Origin of the sequence: Nocardia sp. NPDC059764 (genome assembly GCF_042732555.1) — a bacterium.
In the GTDB taxonomy this organism is placed as follows: domain Bacteria; phylum Actinomycetota; class Actinomycetes; order Mycobacteriales; family Mycobacteriaceae; genus Nocardia.
Window position 1 is genome coordinate 43,553 of record NZ_JBHWHH010000003.1, and the last position, 24,183, is coordinate 67,735.

Sequence of the window (24,183 nt, forward strand, 5' to 3'; positions counted from 1 at the left end):
CTCATTTCAACCCGGCCACGCGGCTCCTGATCAGTTCGGCGGATTCACTTTTCGACAACGCCGCCGCAAGGAGCTGCTCGGCCAGCATCTCGTACACTGCGACCCCATCGTAATCCTGCAGGTAGAGCGCGCCAGTCGGGTACTCGATATAGCCGACGGTCTGAGCTTCGGCGAACTGCAGCAGCGTGAACTCTGTGACGTTCCCAGCGTGGGCATACTTCCTGGTCGGCAGGATGCGAATGTCGATGTGGTCGTACTTCATCAGCCGAGACAGATGCTCTAGTTGCTCACGCATCGTTTCCGCAGTGCCGACCACTCGATCGAGGACCGCTTCCTCGACGACGGAACTCAAGCTCATCGGATGAGGCCCGGTCAGCCGCTGCCGGGCCATTCTGGCGCGCACAATCTGCGGTACGTCCACCGACGCGACCAGTGGGCTGCCCTCATGCAGAGCGGTGGCGTAGGCGCCGGTTTGCAGCTGTCCAGTGAATGTGACTGTCTGATAGATGAACTGACTTCGGGCAAGGCCTTCGAGACCCACAAAGGTCTTGAACCAGTTCAGCAGCACCTCGGAAAACGCTGCCCACCAAGTCTTCTGATCAGCCTGACCGGCCAGCGACGCGAGCCGGTCGAAGTGGGCCACGTCGGCACCGTACAACCTCAGCAATGCGGTCACGTCATCGGGCTGCTGCAGATACTTCCCGGATTCCATCGCGACGATCTTCGGCTGGCTGCACCCGATCGCCTTCGCGGCCTCGCTCTGCTTCACCCGTGCGCGCTCGCGCGCGACCCGCAACTCGTGCCCGATCAGGAACCGCAACGCCGATGGATCGGAACGTTCACCCATCTCCCCTCCCCTTCTTACGCATAGCGAATTAGCCTGCCGGTCAACATCATTCAGCCGAACCCATTGAACGTGCTGATATATCAGCCCATTCTTGAGGTGTGGCGCTCGCCACACCTCACGCTAATCCTCATCTCAGATTGCTTGCACAGCAGACCGAACCGTCGAAAGGACGGCCATGTTCGAGCAGTTGAAGGTCGGCAGCTAGGCCTGCGCCGACGACCGATGCCCCATTCGCACCGTCGTTCACGCCGAGGACCAGGCGGTAACCCTCGTCTTCGATGAGCACGGAGACTTCGAGCTCTTCGTCAGCGCCACAGCACTACAGACCCTTCTGCAAGTGGGCGGTCAAGCGCTCGAGGAGCTCAACACGCGTGCCGTCCGTTCTCTCAGCGGCACGAATCATGAAGGGGAAGGCCATGATCAGTGAAGTTGCCTGCCTGCTCGTCGGCACCGGCTTCGGAATCATCCTTGCCTGGCCGTTCTCCGCCACCCGTTCCCGCCGACGCCCGAGCCGGGGCACGACAGTCGCTGAGATCCGCGCACGCCTGGACCGCGAAACCCACCACGGCCACACACTCACCCTCTGTCAAAGCGCACTATCGTAGGCTTGCGTTCACGTGCCACAAGCGCGCTCAGTCGTTGTTGGGGTTTTCGGCTTCGACAAGGACGCCCCTGATGAGTGCGGCGATGTCGCGGAGCCAGGCTTCCGCCGCAGCATCGGATGTCTCGTCGTCAAGTGCCCAGTTTCCGTCGGCGGCCACCATCCACGACAGCGTGCCCGGCGGCTGAGGAGTGGCCAGCAACGCTTCGATGGCCTCTGCCTTGCGTTCCACAGTCCTTCGGCTGATTTGCGCAAATCGAGCCATGTTCCTGCGCACCTCGTCCAGACCGACGGAGTCCGCGACATAGCTGCTCAGGAAGTCACGAACCTGGTCAATCGCGGGGGGCGATGGCTGGTTCGCCCGTGCACGCAAGGCTTCGGGTATCTCCATAACTATCAAGGCGATCCGGAAGGAAAAGCGGCAAGTACCACGAATGAGGGTGGTTGTCCTGGGAATTGAACCCCCGCCTCGCCACATGCCGAGGACTGAATTCCACTCGCGCAGGACATCTGGACCAAGAGTTGGTCCCCGGCTAAAATCAGCTGCTCACAGCCTTCCCATCGAGACCTTGCTGGAACCATTCGGGCATGTTCTCGATAGAACGGGGAAACCGCTCGTTTTCGATCACGAAATCAGCACTTGCGGGCCACGTCTCGAACTGTGGCTTCTGATCGCGGTTGTACTGGATGTTGAACCGCCCGGGTGGATCGAGCAGGTACTTGAACTCGACCCAAGTCCCCAGCTCCGGCGCATACATTCCCGCTCGCAATTCCATGAACTTTCGCCATACGTCAGGCTCGAAGGACCAGCCACGCACCGTACCATCAGTGAGCTTCACTCCGGTCTCGCGTTCGGCGTGACGACCGATGGACCGTGCGCGAATGACGAGGCGCTTCCAGCCCATCGGCAGCGTAGGTAGAATCTCTCTCGTAATCTCGGCAAGCCTGTCCTGCTGCTCCAACGGTCCTAGCGGCAACGGGTTCGACATTGGGTAGGGCCTCCTCGGATATCTCGCTAGCCGCCCAGCCTACTAGGCTGGCTCACCTGGTTCATGTCGGTGTTCCAGATCCAGTCCGAGAGCGACCATCTCGCGCAACCACTGCGGAACATGCTGTTCCGCTCGCGGATACGCTTCGAGGTCACGCAACCACATGAGCGGATGGAGCTCCGGCAACCAATTCGGGTTTTCATCGTAATTGAAGATGATCTCCCGTTGGCGGCCTCGATTCACAATAAACCGAGCGGATAGCCACGCGCCGGTATCCGCGTCGCACATCTCGTCACGCAGTTCCTGCAATTTCTCCGTGATCGCAAGCTGCCTCATCTCGCCCACCGAGAGCCCATCGGGACCCTGCGCGGACACCGCAACCTCCCAAGCCATCACGTTCGACCATACCTCCAGCGTGATCGTGGCCCACCCGAGTGGCGCCCCCGCTTCCGCTGCCGCACAGATCTCATCGCTTAGAGTATCGATCCTGTGGCCCAAAATTCGCACCTCTATTCGGGAATACACGTTCCTTCGTCACTACCGACTCCACAATAGGATTGCCGTCAAATCCCAGCCGGACACTGCCGTCGTCGTTGCGCGCATACGTGACCTCTTGCCATCGCATGACGACCTCGTTCGCGACACCATCGACCTCACGGGTCATCTTGACCTGATAGTCACGGATGTCCTGATGTTCCTCTCGCGCAAACGCAACCAGTTGGTTCTCCTTAGCACGCCAGCTTGCCGCATGAACCCATCCGTCTCTATTGTTCCCCGAGTTCGAGGCCGCCATCTGCGGATGCATGTTCAGGTACTCTCCGAGGCCACCCAACTCGTTTGCCATCAGGTGCCCACCCGCCCATTTGATTCGAGCAAGCTCAATCTCGTCAGCGCTAAGACTACGGCCTGGCGGATCGCTGGGATAGGCCGATTCACCTTCCTGAAAGGCGCGCTGCTGGGCGCCTTTTCCACCATCGTCGTCTCGGAAATTTCCATTCTGCCCGCCGACTTCGACGTCGCCCGTCAACGCGTCGGTCTGTCCATGCATATCGGTATGAAAGGTCAGTACCTTCTCCGGATTATGGAAGTTCGGCACCTGATATTGAACGTCTGGTAGGAGCGGATGGCTTAGATCTGGATTGAATCCGGACCACGGACCCTTTCCATTGAGCGCCTGTGACCTAGACCCCGGTATAGCCTCAACCCACTTCACGAGGCCGTCTCCATTGGTGAAGAATGTTGTTCTCGTGCCGTTTTCGTTTACAACCGGGTAAGCAGACCAAGGCTTCAGTGGCTCGTCACCCATATACGCCCGCAATGGAACCGGCACTACTTCGGGATGCTCGACAGGGCTCAGCTGATCGGGGGCACGGTTGCCGTCAGGAACGGTTTCCCGATCGCGGTGGGCGGCCTTTATCTCATCGTGGATTTCAACCGGCTGGCGAGGCGCCTGCGGATCCAGCGGATCCGGCGGCTTATGGGTAGGTCGGTCCCATTCGACGAACGGGTCATCGAAATCCGGATCGCCCTCACGAATTTCCCTGTCTCGTCCTGGAATATCGTATTGAGGTTCGCGCGGACCTTCACCGCCTCGATCCCGAGCATCTTCGTAGCTGAGGCTTTGCTTGTCCTCCTCCCGCGTCCCCGGAACGAAACCGTCTTCGGAGACTTTGGTTTTGGTGCCGTCGGGATGCACGAGTTCCCAGTCACCGTCGGGTGGGATGCGGGGGCGGCGAGTGCCTTCGGGAGTGACGGTCGCGTCGGAGGAGTACAGGCGCCCTTGGGGGTCGGTCCAGGCTGGCTTGGTCGGGGCCAGGACGTCGTTGCCGGTGGCCTTGGCCAGGCGGGCTGCGGCGTCGGTGGAGGCAGCGTCACAGCCGACGAGGCGGATGGGGCGGCCGTCGTAGCCGAGTTCTCGGAGGCGAGTGGCCAGCTGCTCCATGGTGTATTCGCGACCGTCCAGGAGGACGGTGCCACGCTCGGTCAGGTGCGCGTCGATGGTGAAGTAGCGGGGGTCCTCGGGGACCTGGCGGGCCAGTTCGCGCATTTCGGGCTCGTCGTGGAGCGAGAGGCCGGCGGGGGTGCGCTCCGCGAAGTGGGATAGCGGATCTTCTGTGTGGGTGCGGTCCGGGGCCCCGTGGTCCGAATCCTGGTGTGAGTCGGGGTTCTGGCGGTGGTCGGATTCGGTTGGGCGGTTCTGTGATTCGGTCGGATGGGTTGCGGGCTCGGTCTCGTGAGGGGTGGGTTCGGGAGCGTGCGGCGCGGCGGGTTCGGTTGCCTTGGGTAGCAACGTCTCGTGGTGTTGCTCGAAGTACCGGGCGAGCGCGGGATCGTATTCCTTGAGGAGGCGCCAGGGAGTCACGCTCTCGCGTGGGTCCATGAGGCCCACTCGGTCCAGGATCTCGACGAATTTCTCACGGAGCGCGGGTAGTTCGGCGGTGCGCGTCGGCTCGTAATGGGCCTTCGCGATTTCACCCGCAGCGGCCCGCATTTCCTCGAAACGGGAGGCCAGGTGGGGTGTCAGCGCCGACGGACGTTCTAGGGTCGGATCGAAATGATTACTGGGCGAGCGTTGTTCGGGTTCGGTGGCTCTGTTGGGAGCCGCGGAATCTTCGCCGGTTAGGTGTTCTCTCCCCGTTCCCGGTTGATCCGGGCGATCTCCGACTCGCCCCATGCCTGCCAGATCTTGATCTGGTCCTCGGTGGCCGGGCGGCGTCCCTTCGCGTCCTTCTCCCGCAGGATCGCCAAGTCGCGGTCGCGCTTCGCCCGGAGTTCCGGGTCCTCGATCTCGTCCCGCATCGTGGGGCCCAGAACCTTCCGCGCTATGCGTTCCATTTCCTCCGGGCTGATGGGCATCGGGGGTCCTTCCTATATCGGTGAGACGGACTACGTACTTGCCGCCGATGAGGTCACGGCTTTCGACCTGGAATCGGGTGCCTGGCGGGAAGACAACCTCTTCTTGGGAGAGACTGGCCCAGGAGATGTCCTTCCCGGTGTGGGAATCGATGATCAGCTCGACATTGCCGCCTGGCATCGAGCTGTCTTTGTCCGCCGAGGCGAATCCGGGGTCGGCCGGTGGCTCTTTGCCCGGAGAGTAGGCCTCGAGAAACCTCTCCAAAGCGACCGGATCATCGAAGTAGAGCGAGCGATAGACGGTCCCCTCATGATCCGGCAGCTTGTTGTATGCCGAGACCAGGGTGCGGATCTCGACGTCGTGGTCGGCCAGCGCGGTTGGGTTGCCGTTGCGTGTGCCTTCGTTGACCGGCTCGTTGAGGTTGAACCCTTGGTTACGACGGATCGCATCCAGTTCGGAATCGGTGAGCCGGGAGATCTCGGGATGGTTCGCGGTCTCGAAGTCGCGGATGGTTTGGACCTCGCCGTGGCTGATCCTGTTCTTCGCGGCGTATTCGTGTGAGGCCGTGGGGTCTTGGTAGCGCGGGTTCGCGTAGTACGGCTTGCCCTCGACCGGCAGCTTCGGGCGCGCGGGCTCGGCGCCGTCCGGGACATGGGCCGGGTTCGCGTGTTCGGGTCCAGCGGGGTGCGAATCCGGTTGACCGATACGGGCTTCCGGCCGCTGTCCGACCGGATTCTCGCGTGGGACGGATTCGAGTGGACGCACCGGATTGCCGTGCGAGTCGAAGACGATCGCGTGGGTGGATTTGACGTTGGTGTGGTCCGGTGGGAACGGGTGCGGCCCGCTGGGGACGGCGTTGTCGTGGACTACGAGGCGGCCGCCGGCGTTGGTGATGGTGTAGGCGTGGGCACCGACGCCGTTGGCGTCTGTGGGGCCGTGGAATTCGTCGACGACCAGGGCGGTTGCGCCGTCGCCGAGGCGGTGGAGCTGGTCGGCTATGGAGCCCAGGGTTTCGTGGCGGTCGAGGTGGGCACCGGCCGCGTGCTCGAGTTCCGCGGCGGTCATGCCGTGGTCGGCGATCGTCGGGTCGTCGGGGACGTGGATGTTGGGGTTGCCGGTCAGTTCCTGGACCTGGCGGAGGGCTTGGGGGCCGCAGTCGTTGGTTTCGGTGTGGGTGCGTTCGGGGGCGGCGGGCGGGTCCAGGGTGCGGTTGGCGTGGACCAGATCGTCGTAGCCGTAGGGGTGTTCGCCCTGGTGGCTTTCGGTTTCGGGGGCGCGGAAGCGGGCCGGGTCGTGGGGACTGGAGCCCAGGGTGCGTTGCCGGGCGTTGAGGTCTTCGTGGCCGGGACGGGAGTACTCCGGTAGGAGGTGCGGGGTTTGGCCGGACGCGATGCGGGAGAAATTGTGCAGGGACTCGCTCGGGACGGAGCGGCCCTCATCCATGTGGTTGTAGTAGCCGGTGTGCGTCGAAATGTCGCTCAACGTGTGTGTGCCGCCGGGGAATTGGGCGGCGACGCGGCGGGCGCCGAATGCTTCGATGGCAGGGTCCATGCCCAGACCCATGCCGAGTTTCGGTGCTACACGGCCGATTTCGCCGATAGTGTGCGCACCGATGCCGAAGTCCGCGGCATGGCCGACGGGACCCGATCCGGGTGAACCGAGCAGGGTGATCGTGGAGATGTCGCCGTGCAGGCGGCCGCCCGCGCCCGCGAAGCTGGTGGTCGTGGACCCGTAGCTGTGGCCGAACAGGTGAACATCCGGGGTGGGGTGACCGCCTGGTAGTTCCGCACCCAGTCGGCGAGTCTGACTGAAGGAGGCCACATCTCGGGCCAGCAGCTCACCGCCTCGTTGCGCCAGGCGGGCATCGGTCATCTCACGGACGATCTTCGGGAATCCACTCGGCGCGTCATAGCCGATCCACGCGATGGAGGCGACCATATCGGGTTCCTGGGTGCGCTGCGCCGTCTCCCACATGTGGTTGAAGGCGTTCTCCAGATTGCCTTCGAGACTGCGCACCGTGGTCGTGATGCCCGGAACATGGAAGGAGACCGACGATGCCTTCGACGTATCGCCGAAGGCCACGACCGCCCGGCCCTCGCCGTTGAATTCCTTCGAGTCGTAGGACAGCACATGCACCGGCGGTTCTTCGCAGCCGAACTTGTCGGCGTACTTCGCCGCGAGATCGTGTGCTTCCTCCAGCGCCTTGCGCGTGGATTCGAGGTTCTTCCACTGCTGGAAGTTCTCCGGATCGGTGAACCGGCTCGTCCACTTCTCGATGCGCGGATTCTGCTCGTGCAGCGCGTTCAGGTCCCGGGTGATGGCCAGCCTGTTGGCCTCATCCTTCACATGCGGGGGCAGACCGTCGGCATTGCCGACCTCGTGCGGATGCGCCTTGATCGTCGCGTGCTGCTGCTCGGGCGTCAGGCCGTGCCACCACTCGTGGTTCTCGCTCGCCCGGTTGTGCGCGCCCGCGATATCGGTGTCGGACGGATGCAGCAGATGCTCGGGCGAGCCGTCGGGGTGCAACTGCTGAAGGGCTTCGCGCGCGTGCACGTGCTCGGCCTCCGAAATCGGCGAATCCTCCGGCAGCACAGGACGTTCCGCGGTGGTATCACCCGCATGACGAGCGCTCTGGTCGCCGACGGGATGATCGCCGGGCCTCGACGAATCGGGGGTCTGGTCGCCGGTGCGCCGCGGGCCGTGTTGTTCCGGCGACCCCGCCGCGTGCTCGGGTCGCGCGCCGATGCGGGATTCGGGCCCGGTACCCGCGCCGACGAGCTCGCGTTCGGGGCGCGCGGTGGACTCGACCGCACGTCCGGGATCCGCGAGATCCACCCGCTCCCCCACACGACCGGCAGGGACTTCGAGGCCGGTAGCCCGAGCCGTCATCGGCGTCGGCTGGCTCCCGGCGTCACGGATCGCCGCGGGAGTCGCTCGCGGTTCGGCGGGTTGCGTGTGAGTGCCCGGCGCATCCGCACGGCCGGGAGCCGGTGCTTCCGCGCGCGCCGCCACCGTGGTCTCCGGCCGGGCAGCCACCGGCGTCTCGGTTCGGGGAGCCGCTGCGGGAACGTGCTTGGGTTCGCCCGACGCCGGTGTATGCGCCGGGGAGGAGTGCGGCGTATCGACCGGACGCGCATCGACGACCGGACCGCTGTGGACCGGAACCTGCACGACCGGATCAGCTTTCGGTACACCGGCGAGGGACTCCTTGACGGTCCCGGGATCGGCGGTGCGAGGCTGCGGATCGGCGACTCTGCCTTGCGGATGCTCACCCGGAGTCGTTCCGACCGTGTTCTTCTCATGGGACGGAGCTGCCTCGTGCGGCGAATTCCCAGTGAGCGCAACATCATTGGTCGCCGAAGGATGAAATTGCTTGTCAGTGACCGCCAACGGCGAGCCATCGACCGTCGGGCTGGTGACTCCGAGCTTGTCCGGACTCCCCTTCCACGGTGACTTGCCCTCATGAGCCAGGCCGGGCAAGGTGCCGCCCGCGATGCCGCCGGTCACGACCCGCGGATCGAAATGCCAGTTGTGCGTGACGCCGCCGCTCACCGCCCAGCCCGCGAGCCCAGCCACGCCGCCGGCGATTCCGCCGCCCAGCAGATTGGAGGCCTTCTCGGCGGTGATCCTCTTGATGGGCGCTTTGGCGATCTGGTTGACCATCGCTTGCGGAAGCCATCTGCCGATGGGGGCCGCGACGAGTCCACCGGCCGCCCCGCCACCGGCCGAGAGCAGCACCTGCTGCGTATTGATCTCGCTCCGGCGGCCGAATTCGTGCTGATAGGCCTGAATTCCGCCGTCCTGCAACGCGCCCAGCGCACCACCGATGATCGTCTGCCGCAATGCGAACCGCATCAGCGAGATCTGGGTGGCCTTGAGCCCCTCCTTGCCGAGGAAATTGATGGCCCGCCGTGTCAGGATGCGCACCGCGATCCGCCCGATGCCGATCGCCGCGCCCTCCGCCATCGGCGCGGTCGGCGGGAACAGCCAGGCCGCGGCGATATCGGCGGCCAGGGTGATCAGCGTCGTATAGAACATGAGCTTCGTGTATTCGAGCTCGGTTCCGGTGTTCTCCGCCGTGCCGGCGATGGTCTCGAACCATTCGGCGAGTTTGTCGATCGACTGGTCGCCGACGCGCATGGTCCGCAATTGCTCGATGATCTTGTCGCCGCCGTCGCCGGTCGGATACGCCTTGCGGACCGCCGCGATGGCATCGTCGATATCGGCGTCGATCGAGCGCAGATCCTGCGCGCTGGCCTTCCAGTCGTCGGCGATTCCCCACATGGAATCCTCGTTGCCGTCCGGCCATTTCATGCCGACCAGCCACCCGAGCGTCCCCGCGAGCGGCGGCTCCCAGATCATCGCCGACCACCTGCGACGAGAATCACTCGCCCGGTAGTGGTTTCAACCAGACACCCCCGCGACGCCACGACCGCCCCCGAATACGCGCTGACCTGCTCTGCTGATGCGCTGTCCGGCAGCGCCTTTCACGCCGTGACAGCTCACGATCTCGCGCCACGCTGCCACAGAACGCGCCGAGGATCAACTGGGGCGGCGCCCCGCCGCTATTGATCGGCTATGGTCGGCGGCAAGATTCCGGGGGCCGGACCGACGCGGAAGGGATGTCGCCGTGCGAACACTGTGGTTCATTCCTCAGGGCGTGCGCCGGATCGGTCCCGAGGAGTACACGGGTTATCGAGGCGGGGTCGCCTCGACGCTGACGCCGATCAGCAAACGCCAGGCCGCCGCGGTGATCGCGCAGGGTGCGCATCGCGCCCGGGAGCTGGTCTCGCTGCTCGAGGGACTGGGGTTCGAGCCCGAACTCGACGGGTCCGAAACCTGGGACAAGGCCGGTCTCGTCGGGGAGGGGTTCAACCGCGTCGACAAGGGCTTCAACGGGCGGATTCACCAGATCAGTGCCCGATTCTCCGGCCCGCCGACCGAATTCGACGACCTGGTACGGCGATTCGCGGCCATGCCGTCGACCGTGGTGACACGGACCCGGGAGGATTCGTCGGCCAAGACCCGCGACCTGGAGGTACTGCTCGACGATCGGTACGGGCACAGCGCCCGCATCGACGTGCAGCAGCGTCAGGACTCCGGGCTGATCTCGGCCCGGTTGCAGGTGACCAGCCGCGCGTTCTTCTACCGCTGGGACAAGCGCGACGCGGTGTGGAGCATCCTGGCTCGCGGGCGCGGCGAGAACCTGGAGGAACAGCAGGCCCGGGAGATCGAATGCCTCGGCTTCCGGCGGCGTCGTCCCTGGCCGGTCCATGACGCTCCCCCCGGCGGGCTGCTGGAATCGGAGGCCGCCGACCGGATCCGGCTGTACCTGATCGGCGCGGGCGTCGACACCGACGCCATATCCTTCGCGCCGCAGCGCACCGAGGGCGGCTGGGATGTCGCCATCACCGGCGGACCGACCGCGGGATTGGACGCTCTGCACATCACCGACGACGGTCACATCGGTCCCCGCGAACACTGAGCGAACCTCGGCCGGAGCCGACACGAGTACCTCGAATGTGTAAGGTCGCACAGGTATCCGACCGGGTGGAACGTGCGGCGGTCGAGGAGGGGGAGCTCGAGACGTGGACAGGCCTCAGGCGGGGAATCCGGACGACGAATTCATGCGGTCGTTCATGGCCGGATTCGAGCGGGCGAATCAGGAATCCGATATCGGGTTCAGCGTCGTATCGCACCCGGGACCGGAATCCGTTCCCGACGAGGGCCAGATCGTCGAGCAAGCGCGGGAATTGACCCACCGCATCGCCCGTGAACTCGCGACCGCGGCGCCGGAAGGCTGGGAGCGCGTCGACGCCACCTTCGCGTGGACCGTCACCGCCAAGACCTGGAGCGTGGTGTACTCCGCCGGGGACCAGGCGTTTCGAGCCGAGCCGTCGGAGACCGTCCTGCTGCTCGTGCAGGAACAGCGCGAGATCGCGGCCGCGATGAGCGAAGGCCCGTGGTGGCGGATGCGAATCAGCCTCAATACCGCGGGCCAGGTGCAGACCGACTACGACTACGGCGACGAGCCGTTCCCGGACGACCAGCTCTTTCCGGCCGAGGCGTACCTGGCGGACCTGCGGGAATATCCCCGCAAACGACTACCCGTCTGGCTGGCGGCGTATGTGAGCCACGGCGAGCGGCTGCTGCGGTCGCCGCGGGTCGCGGCCCAGCAGGCACGATCCGACCGTGCCAAGGAGATCCGCGGGCAGGCGACGACCGAGGTCTTCCCACCGCTGCCGGTGATGTGGTCCAACTGGACCGCCCTCGCGGCGGTGTTCGTCGCCCTCGACGCTCCGCACGGTCCGCGGATACTGCCCGCACTGGCCTGGTTCGAAGGCCCGAATCGCAGCGGGAGCACGCTGTACACGCTGCCCGGCGATCGGGCCGTCATCTCGGGCGGAGTGCTCAACGCGCCCGAGCTCGATGCCGTCTACAACGATGGCGCTCCCCTGCCGAATCTGTATGCGGGCGCACCGGATTGGGTCACCGACGCGGTGCTGAATCCGCGGGCCGCGACCGGGCAGTTGACCTTCTGCTACTGGTGGGAGGACGGGCAGTGGTTCCGCGGCGAATCGCCGCTCGGCCCCGGGGTGGCTGCCGCGGTGCCCGGGATTTGGACGACCGGCTCGACCGTCGACACGATCCTGCAGGTGATGAACTCGGCAGGCAAGACGATCACCGATGCCACGAAATCCGCTGTCACGAACCTGGTTTCGGCGGCCCAGGCCGGCGTCGTGACCTACGAGACGGTGGCCGCGGTCTTTGATCCCGCCGAGCACGACGTGGATTCGGCGCTGAACCAGTTCACGCTCGCTGGGTTGCGGACCTTCGTCACCGCGCCGCCGCTGAGCCGGATCGACGCCATCGAACAGGTCCGCCGATTCATCCTCGCGCGCGGGACCGACACCAGCGGATACCCCCTCGAGCAGCTGACCGCCGAGCGAATCGACAACGGCTGGATGGTTTTCGTGCCCACCCGGCCCGGCGAGATCATGATCGGCCGCGCCATCTACTACACGGCCGACGACGGGGTGATCGAGGCATCGTCGTCCTCGGTGCCGCCGAACGTGTACATCGCGGGCTTCGCGCAGCGTTTCCAGGAACGGATGCGGCAGCGCGGCTGAATATCGCGTTGGCGTCGATGCCGATGCCCAATTAGTGTCGGCGCCAGTGTTGTACGGGGAGGAGTAGTACCAGATGACGGACAAAGTCGAGGTCGATCCGGAGCTGTTGCGGCAGGCGGCCGTCAAGACCGACCACGTCAACAAGCGACTACGCACCGTGGTGGACAGCCTCATGGCTTCCCTCGGCGGTAAGGGCGAACCGTGGGGCAACGACACCTACGGTGAGCAATTCGCGGGCGCCGAGAACGGCTCCGGCTACAAAGCGGCCCGCAAGACGCTGAAGGAGCTCTCCGAGACCTTGGCCAAGAACGCCGGAGACAACTCCGACGGCCAGACCAAGTCCGGCAAGCAGCTCGGCGGCACCGACGAGAACAGCGCCGGCGCGTTCAAGTAACCATGGCGAACGAGAGCGCGAAAGCCGAACTGGCGTCGATGCTCGACGAGTTCCAGCAGCAAATGCGGGTCCTCGGCGACATGCAGCAGAAGCGTGCCCAACTCATGGCCACCGGCTACGCGCTGCAGAGACGGGTCGCCGTAGTCGTGAACGCCGACGGCACCGTCATCGAAACCCGCCTGGACCCCGACCTCGAAGACCTCCCACTCCTCGAGCTCGCCAAAGCCATCACCGAAGCCGCCCAAGCCGCGGCCACCGAATTGGCCCGCAAGAGCTCCGAGCTCCTGAGCCCGATCCAAGAGCGCCGCGGCCGCATGCCCAAAATGTCCGACCTCATCGAAGGCATGTCCGACCTCACCGAACGCATCCCCGAACCCATCCCCGCCTCCACCGCACCCCCGAACTCCCCCGACCGGCATCTCAACGAACCAGCCATGACCTTCACCGACGTCGAAGAACTCGACGACATCACCCCGGGCCGAATCCGCGCCGACGACTGGTGACTCGCCGGCTTCCAGGAGTGGCTACGAAGGGACGACTGAAGCCGCGAAAGGACCCGGCCGCAGGTGATGCTGCGGGGCAACGCGATGGACGCCGCGCGCCAAGCGTTCAGCGGACAACTGGATGGGAGCAATGCCGCCCACCGACGCGCGGAGCTGGATCGAAAGCTCGCGGAACGCGCTGCGCGATTGAAGCGTTCGTCCTAGGTCGGCACGCACGCCTCCTCAATGTCGGGCCTTCCTCGGGCACGCTCTCGTTGGCGTCCGGAGAACTGGGCAATTAGGGTCGCAGCATCACACGGGGAGGGATGGGCGGAGCTATGAGCTATATGCGGAGTGACGGCGTTGTGGGTGAGGCCGGGGCAAGGACTGCGGGGGCAGGGCGGGTCACCGGGGGCCTGTTGGTCGGGGCGGCGGTGTTGGTGTTCGCGGTGCTGTGGCTGCCTGTGGCGAAAATTCAGTTCTATGACCAATCCTGGGAAGCCTCTGTCTGGAAAGACAGCGGCGGACCCCACTATCCCGACTGGATGTACGCCGTTCCGTATGTGCTCGTCGTGCTCGTGGCGGGGGTGACGGGGATATTGCTTGTGGTGAGGATGGGTGCTCGGCGCACTGTTCTGTTCTGGATCGCGGCGTTCGCGGGCGGGATGGTGCTGTCGATCGCGTCGGGCGACGTGATGGCCTACGCACGGGGGTTCAGGGAGAACATCTCACCGGCTGCGGGATTCTGGGTGCTCGCGCTGGCGATGCTGGTCGCGATCGCGGCGCTGGTCAGTGGGTTGCGCGACGCCGTTGCCTTGAAACGCGGTGCGCGGCAGGAGGACAGCGCGGCAGCCGGTGGAGCGGCGGACCGGATAACCGGTGTGTTCCTACTTGTCGCGGCGGTAGTTGAACTGGCGGGGTCGTTCAAGCCGGCGGTCAGCGACAGCTCGAACTTCAGGTCCATCTGGCACATGAACTCGGATGACTCGGCGGCACTGCTCCTGGCGCATTTGGTACTCGTTCTGATCATCGTGGTCGTGGTCGCGATTGCCCTGCTCACCGGTGCGGGTGCCCGGAATCCGGCAGTGCGCTCAGCAGGCGCGGCCGCCGCCGCGCTCATTCTCACGGGCGAACTCACCGGGCTGAATACCACCTTCACCATGATGGGGATCAAGGTCTGGGAATACATGGGTCTCGGCCTCGTGCTGATGGTGCTGGCGCTGTTGCTGTCCTCCGCCGCGGCCGTTGCGGGGCTGGTGGCGCAGTCGGCGCGACCACCGTTGGCGGCCCCACCTCGGGCGAGCTACGCGCCGATGAATGCCGCGCCCAACCCGTTCGCACCGGGGCCCAATCCCTTCGCACCGGCTCCTGGGACGAATCCTTTCGCGCCGGCACCCGCAGCGAATCCCTTCGCACCCGTCCCCTCGGCGAATCCGTTTGCACCCGTTCCCCCGGCGAATCCCTTCGCGTCCACTCCCCCGGCGAACCCCTTCGAACCCGCGCCCGCGGTGGAAGCGACCGTCAAGATCGAGCCGGCGGCGGCCGCACAGCCACCGCGAATGGCGCGCGTCTATGACGGCAAGTATGGCGCCGGGCGGCCGGTCGCGGATCGACCTGCGGTGGAATGGAATACGCGGACGGCGGTGCTGGCGTGTCTGGAGTCGGCGCCGATCGTGTTGGCGGCGCGGAGTTTCGAGCAGGATGAGTTCGTGCCTGGGGATAGGGATGTGCCGTTGAACTTCCGGACCGATGGGGTGTGGGTGTGGGCGGGGGCGGTGCCGCATTATTTGCATAAGCACGGGCTGGCGCCGGAGCCGGAGTTGGTGCAGCACATCGCGAATCGTGGTTTTCGGGTCAGCGAGATCGGCGAGGTGGCTCAGCAGGCGGCTATTCAGGTGATCACCGGAAGCTGAGTGGAGAACGAGGGACAGTGTGAGTCAGGACAATTCGACTGCTGAATCGCCGGATGTCGGTTTCCGGATGGCCGCGACCATCGCCACGGCCGAATCGGACATCACCGCCGACCACGTGGTCGACCAGGTGGTCGACGAGCTTCTCGCGCTGATTCCGGACGGGTTCGATCGGCTGGAAGCGGCCGTCGCGATGACCGTCACGGACGAGACCGCGCAGGTCATCGTGTCGGACGGAGAGCGCGCCGCGCAGGTGCCGCTGTCGAGGCGTGCGGTCGAATTGCTGCGAGAGGCCCGGCATCTGGCAGCGACGGCCGCCGAAGGTCCCTGGTGGCGGTTGCTCGCCGCTGTCAGCACGACCGGCCCGGCACGAGTCGAATACGACTATGGCACTGAGCCTTTCCCCGATCACCAGTTGTTCCCACCCCAGGCGTACCTCGCCGACCTGCTGGAGTATCCGCGGGAGCGGGTACCGGTGTGGCTGGCGGCGTACATCGGGCATGGTGATCGGCAGGTGCGGACCCCGAGTGCTGCCTTCGCGGCGGCGCACGCCGACACCCCGGCGGTTCCGGCCGGCGAGGGACTTCCGCCGCTCCCGGTCCTGTGGGCGCGCTGGGCCGTGATCTCCGCGGCGTTCGTGGCTGTGAAATCTCCGCTCGGACCGCGAGTTACGAGTGCTCTCGGCTGGTTCGAGGGCCGCACTCGCAGCGGCTCGACCCTGCATCGGCTCCCACACGGGAAGGCGGTGCTTTCCGGTGGGATCTGGAACGCACCGGAGTTGGATGCCGTGTACAACGGCGGCGCGTCGATGCCGGAGTTCTATCGGGGAGCTCCGGATTGGGTCGCGGATCCGGTGTTGAGCCCCAGGGCGGCAAACGGTTTGATGTCGTTCTGCTACTGGTGGGATGGAAACGCGTGGTATCGCGGCGAGTCCCCGGACGCGAACGTCGTACAGGACGCGCTCCCCGGCGTATGGAATGACGATGCCGTCTACGACGTGCTGACACAGGTATTCGACGGCAATGCGTCGTCCTGGCTCACAGCGCTGATCGCTGCAGCCGAGACCGGCACCGTGACGCGCACGCTGCTGTCCCGATCGCTGGTGGGCGCCGATATCGATCTCGACAGCGCCTATTTTCAGCTGATCTTGGCGGGTGTCGCCGAGTAAACGCGTATATGATCGCAACCTGATGGTCTGGTGAACATTGGGGGTTCGACGTGAGCAAGGTAGAGGTCGAGATCGCCGGAATGCGTTCCGTAGCAGGTGGACTCGATGACGTGAACACCAAGGTCACAGGTATTCTCAACGCGATCACCGCGGCCGCGGACGCTCACGAGGGCGTCTGGGGCCATGACGAATTCGGCGACCAGTTCGCCGAGGGCGAGAGCGGATACGATGCGCGCAAGCCCGGGCTGCTGGCCGCGCTCGGGTCGAAGACGACATTGCTGGCGCAGTACTCGAAGGGCTTGCGTGACGCCGCGACCAAGTTCGAGAACATGGAAGAAGCCAACAAGAACGGTTTCTGATCCATGACGAACGAGACCGCGAAAGCGCAGTTGGCCGACCTGGTCGAGATGGTGCAGGGCAGTTTCGCCGCCGTCGCGCGGGCACAGCGGGACCGAGCCCGGCTGACGGCGAGCGCACGTTCCGGCGGGCGGCGAGTCACGGTCACCGTGAATGCCGACGGTGTTGTGATCAAGACCGAATTCTCCGCGGACATCGGCGAACTGACCTATTCCGAGATCGCCACCGCTATTACCGCTGCGGCGCAGGAAGCCGCCGTGCAGGTAAAGCAGAAGTCGCAGGAGATCCTGGCGGAGTTGCAGGCGGAGCAGGCCAAGATCCCGACACTGTCCGAGGTCTTCCCGCTCATGCCCGATATCCAGGCCATGATGCCCACTCCCCCTGAGGTTTCGATGGCGCCGCCGAATGCCGCCGAACGCCGGGCACCCGACGCCGATGCGGGTCCGCGATTCGAGAATGTCGAGGAGTTCGAGCACGATCCCGAAGCCCGAGCACGCACGGATGCCGCGACGCCCGGCTGGTGAATTGGCACCGGCGAATGATCGGACGGGGCCCGCCGATGCGATGATGTGCCTCGACCACGCGGAAGATCCCGAAAGGCAGGCACCATGCTCTGGTTGAATGAGTCGCCATCCTTCTTCCGGTTCCGCAACGGCACCATTCGCCTCGAGGAGCCCGAGCACGGCAACGTGATCGGGCAGCGGTTGAACATCCGGACCGGCGCTTTCGAACCGGCGTCGGAGGAGGATATCGATGCGGTCCTCAAATCTGGTGCGGACCTGGACTTCTCGGCACTGAGCGAAGAGCGCTTCATGCGGGTGACCGAAGAAGAACGCAGCACCTATCTTCGCGGCGACGGCCCGATTTTCGATATGTACCGCCAGGCTGACGCGATATTCGAGCGGGCCGAGCAGGAGCGGCGGCGACTCACACCCGAGGAGCGGGACCGGATCGCCGACCTCTATCGCACGACTTTCCGGGCCTGGGACGAGGAATTCGCCCGGCGCAGCGCGGGCGAGGCTCCGACCTTCCACTACACCTGGGTGGGCGAAGCCCGGTAGTCTCGCGAGAATTGGACCGGCAGAAGCACTCTGGGTAGGGTGAATCGAAGAATCTTCCAATCCGGTTGGGAGCCCGGACCTTACGATCAGCCGCGAAGTGGAGGCCGATGATTGTCCGGATGGACCTGGGTTGGAGACCACCTACCGAACTGGCTGATGGCGGCCCTCAACTTCGGAATGTCTTATCCGAAGGGCGATCAGGACGCACTCTTCGATCTGGGTGACGCCTGGAAGAAGGCCGCGGCCGACCTCGAAAAGCTCGAACCCGACCTGAGGGCCGTCACCGGCAGACTGCCCCAGTTCTACGACAGCGACGGCGCGGTGAAAGTCAGCGCCGAGCTCGCGACGCTGTTCGACGGCAAGGACTATTCCATCCAGAAGCTGGTCGAATGCTTGAACCAGCTCGGCCACGATACGCGCGCCACCGCAACGGAAATCGAGTACGCCAAGATCCAGTCGGAGATCTTCGCGCTCCTCACGCTGTACACCGTGCTCCAGCTGAGCGTGACCCTGTTCGGCGAGGCACTTGTTCCGGAAGTGCTGCTCACCGCGCGAGGGATCCTGCGCATCTTCGCCGAGAAGGTCATGGAGCGGATCGGACTGCTCCGAGCCCGAGCCGCCCTGGAAACCCTCGCCCAGCCGCTGCTTCGCGAGATCGCGGTGCCGCTGGGTGAGAAGCTCGCCGCCCAGGCGGCGACGAAGCCACTGCTCGAGACCGCCCTGAAGTACGGCGGAAAATCCCTCACCGCGGGCATCGGCGCCGGCGCGATGGGAGCCGGGCTCGATGCCGGTACGCAGTTCATCCAGATCCTGGAGGGCCACCGCGACGACGGCTTCAACCTGAAGCAGACCTTCCAGACCAGCCTCCAGTGGGGCGTGGGCGGCGCCGTCGGTGCGCCGTTCCACGCGAAAGTGGGCGACCTGCTGAGGGATACGCGGCTCCCGTCGAAGCTGGGCGGGGCCATCGCCGGCGGTGTCGGTGGCGGAATGGGCGCCGTCGGCATGTACGGAACCGGACTCGGGATCCAGCTCTACGACAACGGCGGCGACTGGAGCAAGGTCGACAAGACGTTCCACACCGAGCTGCTGATCGGCGGCCTGGCCATGGGCGTGGGCGGCGGCGCGAACCATGGGCTGGAGAACGGACACAGCGCTCCCGGAGACAGCGCGGTCACGGCCGGGAGCGGTCCCGACGGCAGTGCCCCGCATACCCCGGAACCGGAGGTCAGGACGGCGGGCGAGCAGCCCGAACACAGCGTCCAGCCCGAACACGACGCACCGCACGATGTTCACCCCGCCGCGGCGACCGATCAGCCGGTCAACCACGAACCGGCGGACGGCACGACCCGAGAGCGGGACACGCCCAGCTCGGAGGCCCCGCGCCATGATCTCGGAACCAACGTCTCGACCTCGGGTGATGGAGGACCGCGGCAAAGCGACGCGGGTACGAAACTCGGCGATACGGCCACCAAGCCCGGCGATACGGGCGCGAAACTCGGCGACACGGGCACCAAGCTCAGTGATCCGGGCACGAAACTCGGGGACGCGGGCACCAAGCTCGGCGATGCAGGCCCGAAACTCGGGGACACGGGCGCGAAACTCGATGCAGGCCCGAAACTCGGCGAATCGTCCCCCAAGGTGTCCGAACCGGCCGCACCACGTGCCGGTACCCCCGCAGCACCGGCAGGTGAAGGACCGCGCGCCACAACGGCTCCGACCGAACATCGCGGCAATCTGGTCTCGGGCACCCAGGACCGAGCCGCGCCGGTGGGCCGCACCCCCGAGGCCCGGCCCGTGGAAGCTACCTCCGATACCCAAACACGAGCTACACCACCAGAATCCACCACGAAGCCGGAGCAGTCCCCGGCGAAGCCGACCGACCGCTCCGACCCCACGAGCAAGTCGCCCGAAAAGGACCCATCGCGGAGAGATCCCGAAGGGACCCGGCCCGAGGATTCGACACCGGATAACGCCGAGCAGACGCCGAAAGAGCCTCAGTCCCAGCAGGAACCGCGCGACAAGCCGACGGCGGAGGGTCAGCGCGAGAACGAACACCGCGACAGCGGACGCCCCGACAGCGGCGACGCGGCGCCGGAGACGCCCGCACCCGCTCTCGTCGTGACAACGATGCCGGGTGAGCCGGGGAGCCACGAGGCCAGGACGCATTCCCCCGATGCGCGCGACAATTCGAGGGCCCGCGCCCACGAGAACTCGAAACCCACCGACGCGCAGGACTCGCACACACCGGCGGACCCATCGAAACCTGGTCCAGCAGAAGGTGATTGGTCGCCACGCCCCGAGGACGAGTGGTCGCACCGGGACAGCACCCAGGTCGCGGACGAACTCGCGAAGCGATGGAACCTCGAAGTGTCGGGCTTCGACCACCCACTACTGGACCCCGAGGTAGCGCGTGAGTTCGCCCGCGCCATCGACGAGATGCTGACCCGCTACCCGGACGTGGATCTGCGCAAGGTGTCGATCGACTCGATCGGCGACCCCGGCACCTACGCCGCGACGTACGAAGGGCACAGCCCGTCGGGCCGCATGTACACCGACGAGGTGGTCCTGGACCGGGACTACGCGCTCGATCCCGAACGGATGGCCCGCGAGATCGCGGAAGACGAGGCGGACGGTCATCTGGTCCCCGGATCCGCCGACCGTCCGATTCACTCCACCCTGGTGCACGAGTTCGGCCATGTGCTCGCCATCGAGTCCCAGGAACACGCCGAGCTGACCGCCTACAAGGCTCTGGCGGACCATTTCGAGGCCACCCGCGGCGGGATGGACAAGGACGCGTTCCACGAGTGGCTGGACCAGCTCAGCGGCTACAGCTTCGACGAGAACGGCAGATTCGACGGCCCCGAGGCTGTGGCCGAGGCGTTCACCGACGTCCAGTATCACGGTGAAGGCGCCACCGAGCCCGCCCGAGTCCTGTACCACCACCTCCTCGACAGCGCCCGCGACCACGGGAGCAAGCCGGACGGCTTCAAGGATCGTCCCGACGACACGGTCCAGGACCCGCGTCCACGAAAAGGGAAGTCCCCCAGTCCCTCCGAGCCGGGTGGCGAGCACGAAGGCCCCGCCACCGCGCCCGACTCACCCGAGGCCGGTGGGCCCTCCGCGCCCGATGCCGAGAGTTATCTGGAGCAGCCTCGCGTCTCGGCGGCGTTGGACCGCGCGGACGAACTCGGCATCACCACCTCGATCGATGGTGTCGACACACCGGTCAGCGCCGTCGTCCGGGATCTGCTCCCCCAGCATCCCGAGCTGGCCGAAATGCTCCGGAGCAACGAACACCTCGAACGCTCGCTGCTGGAACGCCCGAAAACGCTGGCGTCACTGCTCACCCACCCCGATGGCCTGCCGGTCCTGCACGATGCCGTCAGAGCGGTCGCGGAGCGCGGACCGGAATCGGCGCTGGCGGAACCGGTCCACATCGAGCCGACCCCGCTGACCTCGGCAGAGCGCGCGATGTCGCACGAGATCCGGGACGCGATCGCCGACGTGCCCGAATCGAGCCGCAGGCAGCCCGAATTCGACTACAGCCGAATCGAGGACCCGGAGTACCAGGGCGAGTTCCTGCGGAAGCAGTACGACATCTGGCGGGCTTCGCAGGACGCGCTCAATGACGTCGTGCGGGACATCGCGCGGGAGACCGAGGGCACGCCCGGGTGGCGCGACGCCCCGAAGGACGAGACCCGGGCCTGGGACAAGATCAAGGGATACGACGGCGACGTCTCCCGTTTGACCGACCTGGTCGGCGCGAAGATCGTCTTCGACCACGTCTCCGACGCCTACCGCGCGCTCGAGATGATCGAGAACGATCCCAGAGTGCGGATCGTCGAATTCGAGGACCGCTTCGACCGCCCCACCCCCTCCGGCTACCGCGACCTGCAGATGAAAGTCCAGCTGGAGAACGGCCACATCGCCGAACTGCGCCTGCATCTGAGCCACATCGACGCGGTCGCCAAGTATGAGCACGCGCTCTACGAGGTGCAGCGCGACTTCAAGGCGCTGGCCAAGGACGAGAACCGGGCCATGCACCCGGAGGAAGCGGCGCTCAGCACCGAACTCAAACGCACTGTGAGCGGCCGATTCTGGGAGGCGACGCAGCAGGGCCTCCCGGAAGAGCATGCGCCGACGAGACCGGAACCCCCGGAAAGACGCGGCAGGGCCCGCAGCGGGATCCCTGACGAACCTCGAGACCCCGGGTCGACGCCCTCCGACTCGAACCGGCCCGAACAGCCGATCGGTGAACAGGCGCGAGACAGTGGCGAGCTGACACCGGAACTTCGCGACGGCTTCGACAACCTGCGCAGCCTGGCAACGGAAATCGATCGCACCGCAGCCGATCCCGCCCGAGCCGACGAATCGACGAACCTTCGTGAGCGATTCGCGGAACAATTCGACAGTCTCGGTCTGCGCGACTCCGAGAACAGCGGTGCCAGGTGGCAGCTGTTCGACCAACACGACCGGGCGCTGTCCACCTACCTCGCGGAATACTCGCACGACTTCCTGCCTCTCGCGGAGGAAGCTTCTCCCGGCCACGAGCAGCTGAAGGGTCGATTCGAGCAGGTCCGCGCACACATCAATGACATCTTCGCGGCCACCAACGATCCCGCCCGAGCTCATGAATTGCCAGAGCTACGTGCGAAATTCGGTGAACTCGTCGACAGCATCGGCCTGCGCGAGCAGGACAACTGGGGCCCGGCATGGCAATCGTTCACCGAGCACGACGCGGCGCTCGCCAAGTACGTGGAGCAGAACCACGAGCATCTGCTACCCCGTCCCGAGGACGTCGACCCGCCCGCGCCCGATCCGATCAAGCCGCTCCCGGGATACCAGGGGAACTTCCACCAGGACGCCCAGGACATCGCGAGCGCGCTCCAGAACGCGGGGCGTCCCGACCTGGCGCAGAAGTTCACGGACCTGGTGAACCGCGAAGTCGACCGCGGCAACGTGGGAGGGCTCGAGGATTGGATGGGTGAGACCGCCCCGCGGGCCCGAGTCGGCGATATGGACCAGGTTCTCGACAAGGCCGCCGAGCTGACCGAACTCGACCGCTTGTCCTTCGAGGTCCGAAACGACCCGGACCTGAGCGTCCGGTTCAATCCCGGTGTATCCGGTGACAGGTCGTTCGACATCCTCGTCGAGCGCACCACGAGCGATGGGTCGACGACGGTCGAGCGACGCGTCGAGATCGAACGGATGAAACACCTGCCCGAGCAGGCGACGAGCCTGCACGGCGCCGCATTGCACGGCGCGGACAAGGCCGTGGCGCCGGTGCCGGACCGGATACCGTCCGCCGAGACCACGGTGGTCATGCCCGAGACTCCATCGCAAGGGCGCGTCCAGCCGCTGGGCGGCGGCAACGAACGGCGGTTCGGCGCGAACGGATGGGACTATGAAATCGTCGACCCGAACGGCAATGTCCGCAAGACGGGGAACCTCCTCGACGAGCTGGCCCGGGGTTTCACCGTCAACAAGAAGTTGCACCCGAACCTGGCGAACCTCGATGCCGTTCGCTTCGTGGACGAGAATGGCAACCTGCTCGGACAGATCGTCCGAGAGGGTGATGTATGGAGAAAGGTCCAGTGATCGGATTCAGCGAGTATCGGCCGCACGGTGAGAGTTTGACCTTCACCCGCGGCTTTCCCGCGGACGTCGAGAGCTCCGAGGTGCTGTTCGCGGATGCGCTCCGAGTGCGCGACCATCTGGCGAATGTCGTGCGCCCCACGGGCTTCGATCTGTGGTTCACCTGCGCGATCGAAGACACCTACATCAATGTGGACGACCCGCAGCCCTCCGACCAGTACTGGGAAGTCCTGCGAGCGGATGCGACGGCGCCGCAGGGCGACGACCCGCAACCGGCTGTCGTCACACGGTTTCCGGTCCTCACCGATGCGGACTTGATCGGCACCTACCGGCAGGCGCTGGACACGATCACTTGCCCGCCAGGGTATTTCGTGATGTTCGAGAGCATCGCCCCGCTGGGTGCGACTACCCGCTTCGTGCGGACCGACGAATCGCCGAGCTCGGACGTCCTCTCGGTCACCTTGTGGGACGACACCCTGAACCTCCCCGTCACCACCGAGGCGGACGGGACCACATGGCTCGGACCGCTCCCCGACGCCGCCCCCTACCTGCCACCGGTCACCTTCAGGATCTGGTTCGACAGCATCCTGGTCCTCACACTCGATGTGAACTGGGGGCGGTGGCTCGAAGCGGGGAGCGCGGAGCACGCGCTGCTCCAGGCGGCACTGGACGCACTGCTCGCCGACGACTGGCAGTTGACCTCCGGCGAGCCCCGGCACTTCGAACTCTGAGATCCCGGAACGCGAGCCGGGCACCGCACGGGTATCGGACAGCTCGATACGATGGGCCCGGACG

The 24,183-nt window shown here is 65.7% G+C and carries 16 protein-coding genes; 11 read left to right on the forward strand and 5 right to left on the reverse strand.

The window, feature by feature from the left end; genetic code table 11:
• Position 1 precedes the first annotated feature (1 nt).
• The 5 genes from ACFV4K_RS01275 to ACFV4K_RS01295 form a co-directional block, all read right to left on the reverse strand.
• Positions 2–847, reverse strand: a complete 846-nt coding sequence (locus ACFV4K_RS01275; RefSeq protein WP_379271095.1) for a helix-turn-helix domain-containing protein — start codon at positions 845–847, stop codon at positions 2–4.
• 632 nt (positions 848–1,479) lie between these two features.
• Positions 1,480–1,839, reverse strand: coding sequence for a hypothetical protein (locus ACFV4K_RS01280; RefSeq protein ID WP_379271096.1), 360 nt, complete (start codon positions 1,837–1,839; stop codon positions 1,480–1,482).
• 148 nt (positions 1,840–1,987) lie between these two features.
• Entirely contained in the window at positions 1,988–2,437 is a 450-nt protein-coding gene (locus ACFV4K_RS01285; protein ID WP_379271097.1) for a hypothetical protein, read from the reverse strand.
• Positions 2,438–2,479: 42 nt separating this feature from the next.
• A complete protein-coding gene (locus ACFV4K_RS01290; protein WP_379271098.1) occupies positions 2,480–2,830 on the reverse strand; it encodes a hypothetical protein in 351 nt (116 codons plus the stop codon).
• A gap of 73 nt (positions 2,831–2,903) precedes the next feature.
• The gene (locus tag ACFV4K_RS01295; protein WP_379271099.1) at positions 2,904–9,653 is read right to left on the reverse strand and encodes an alpha/beta hydrolase; all 6,750 of its coding nucleotides are present in this window, start codon (positions 9,651–9,653) and stop codon (positions 2,904–2,906) included.
• A gap of 268 nt (positions 9,654–9,921) precedes the next feature.
• Here ACFV4K_RS01295 and ACFV4K_RS01300 point away from each other — a divergent pair, with 268 nt between their 5' ends.
• The 11 genes from ACFV4K_RS01300 to ACFV4K_RS01350 all read left to right on the forward strand — a co-directional run bounded on the left by ACFV4K_RS01300 (position 9,922) and on the right by ACFV4K_RS01350 (position 24,119).
• A complete protein-coding gene (locus ACFV4K_RS01300) occupies positions 9,922–10,776 on the forward strand; it encodes a hypothetical protein (protein ID WP_379271100.1) in 855 nt (284 codons plus the stop codon).
• 103 nt (positions 10,777–10,879) lie between these two features.
• The gene (locus ACFV4K_RS01305; protein ID WP_379271101.1) at positions 10,880–12,421 is read left to right on the forward strand and encodes a hypothetical protein; all 1,542 of its coding nucleotides are present in this window, start codon (positions 10,880–10,882) and stop codon (positions 12,419–12,421) included.
• Positions 12,422–12,494: 73 nt separating this feature from the next.
• A complete protein-coding gene (locus ACFV4K_RS01310) occupies positions 12,495–12,815 on the forward strand; it encodes a hypothetical protein (RefSeq protein ID WP_357089028.1) in 321 nt (106 codons plus the stop codon).
• 2 nt (positions 12,816–12,817) lie between these two features.
• Positions 12,818–13,318 (forward strand): YbaB/EbfC family nucleoid-associated protein, encoded by a 501-nt coding sequence (locus ACFV4K_RS01315; RefSeq protein WP_379271102.1) that lies wholly within the window; start codon positions 12,818–12,820, stop codon positions 13,316–13,318.
• A 413-nt stretch (positions 13,319–13,731) separates the two neighbouring features.
• Positions 13,732–15,210 (forward strand): hypothetical protein, encoded by a 1,479-nt coding sequence (locus tag ACFV4K_RS01320; protein WP_379271103.1) that lies wholly within the window; start codon positions 13,732–13,734, stop codon positions 15,208–15,210.
• Between the two features lie 19 nt (positions 15,211–15,229).
• The gene (locus tag ACFV4K_RS01325) at positions 15,230–16,375 is read left to right on the forward strand and encodes a hypothetical protein (protein ID WP_379271104.1); all 1,146 of its coding nucleotides are present in this window, start codon (positions 15,230–15,232) and stop codon (positions 16,373–16,375) included.
• A gap of 50 nt (positions 16,376–16,425) precedes the next feature.
• Positions 16,426–16,734: a hypothetical protein gene (locus tag ACFV4K_RS01330; protein WP_379271105.1), complete on the forward strand. Its 309-nt coding sequence runs from the start codon at positions 16,426–16,428 to the stop codon at positions 16,732–16,734.
• A 3-nt stretch (positions 16,735–16,737) separates the two neighbouring features.
• Positions 16,738–17,256: a YbaB/EbfC family nucleoid-associated protein gene (locus ACFV4K_RS01335; protein WP_379271106.1), complete on the forward strand. Its 519-nt coding sequence runs from the start codon at positions 16,738–16,740 to the stop codon at positions 17,254–17,256.
• Positions 17,257–17,349: 93 nt separating this feature from the next.
• Complete coding sequence (locus ACFV4K_RS01340; RefSeq protein WP_379271107.1) at positions 17,350–17,793, forward strand: hypothetical protein; 444 nt, start codon at positions 17,350–17,352, stop codon at positions 17,791–17,793.
• Positions 17,794–17,970: 177 nt separating this feature from the next.
• Positions 17,971–23,391, forward strand: a complete 5,421-nt coding sequence (locus ACFV4K_RS01345; RefSeq protein ID WP_379271108.1) for a hypothetical protein — start codon at positions 17,971–17,973, stop codon at positions 23,389–23,391.
• Entirely contained in the window at positions 23,373–24,119 is a 747-nt protein-coding gene (locus ACFV4K_RS01350; protein WP_379271109.1) for a hypothetical protein, read from the forward strand. The genes ACFV4K_RS01345 and ACFV4K_RS01350 overlap by 19 nt, the downstream gene beginning before the upstream one ends.
• Positions 24,120–24,183: the final 64 nt, after the last annotated feature.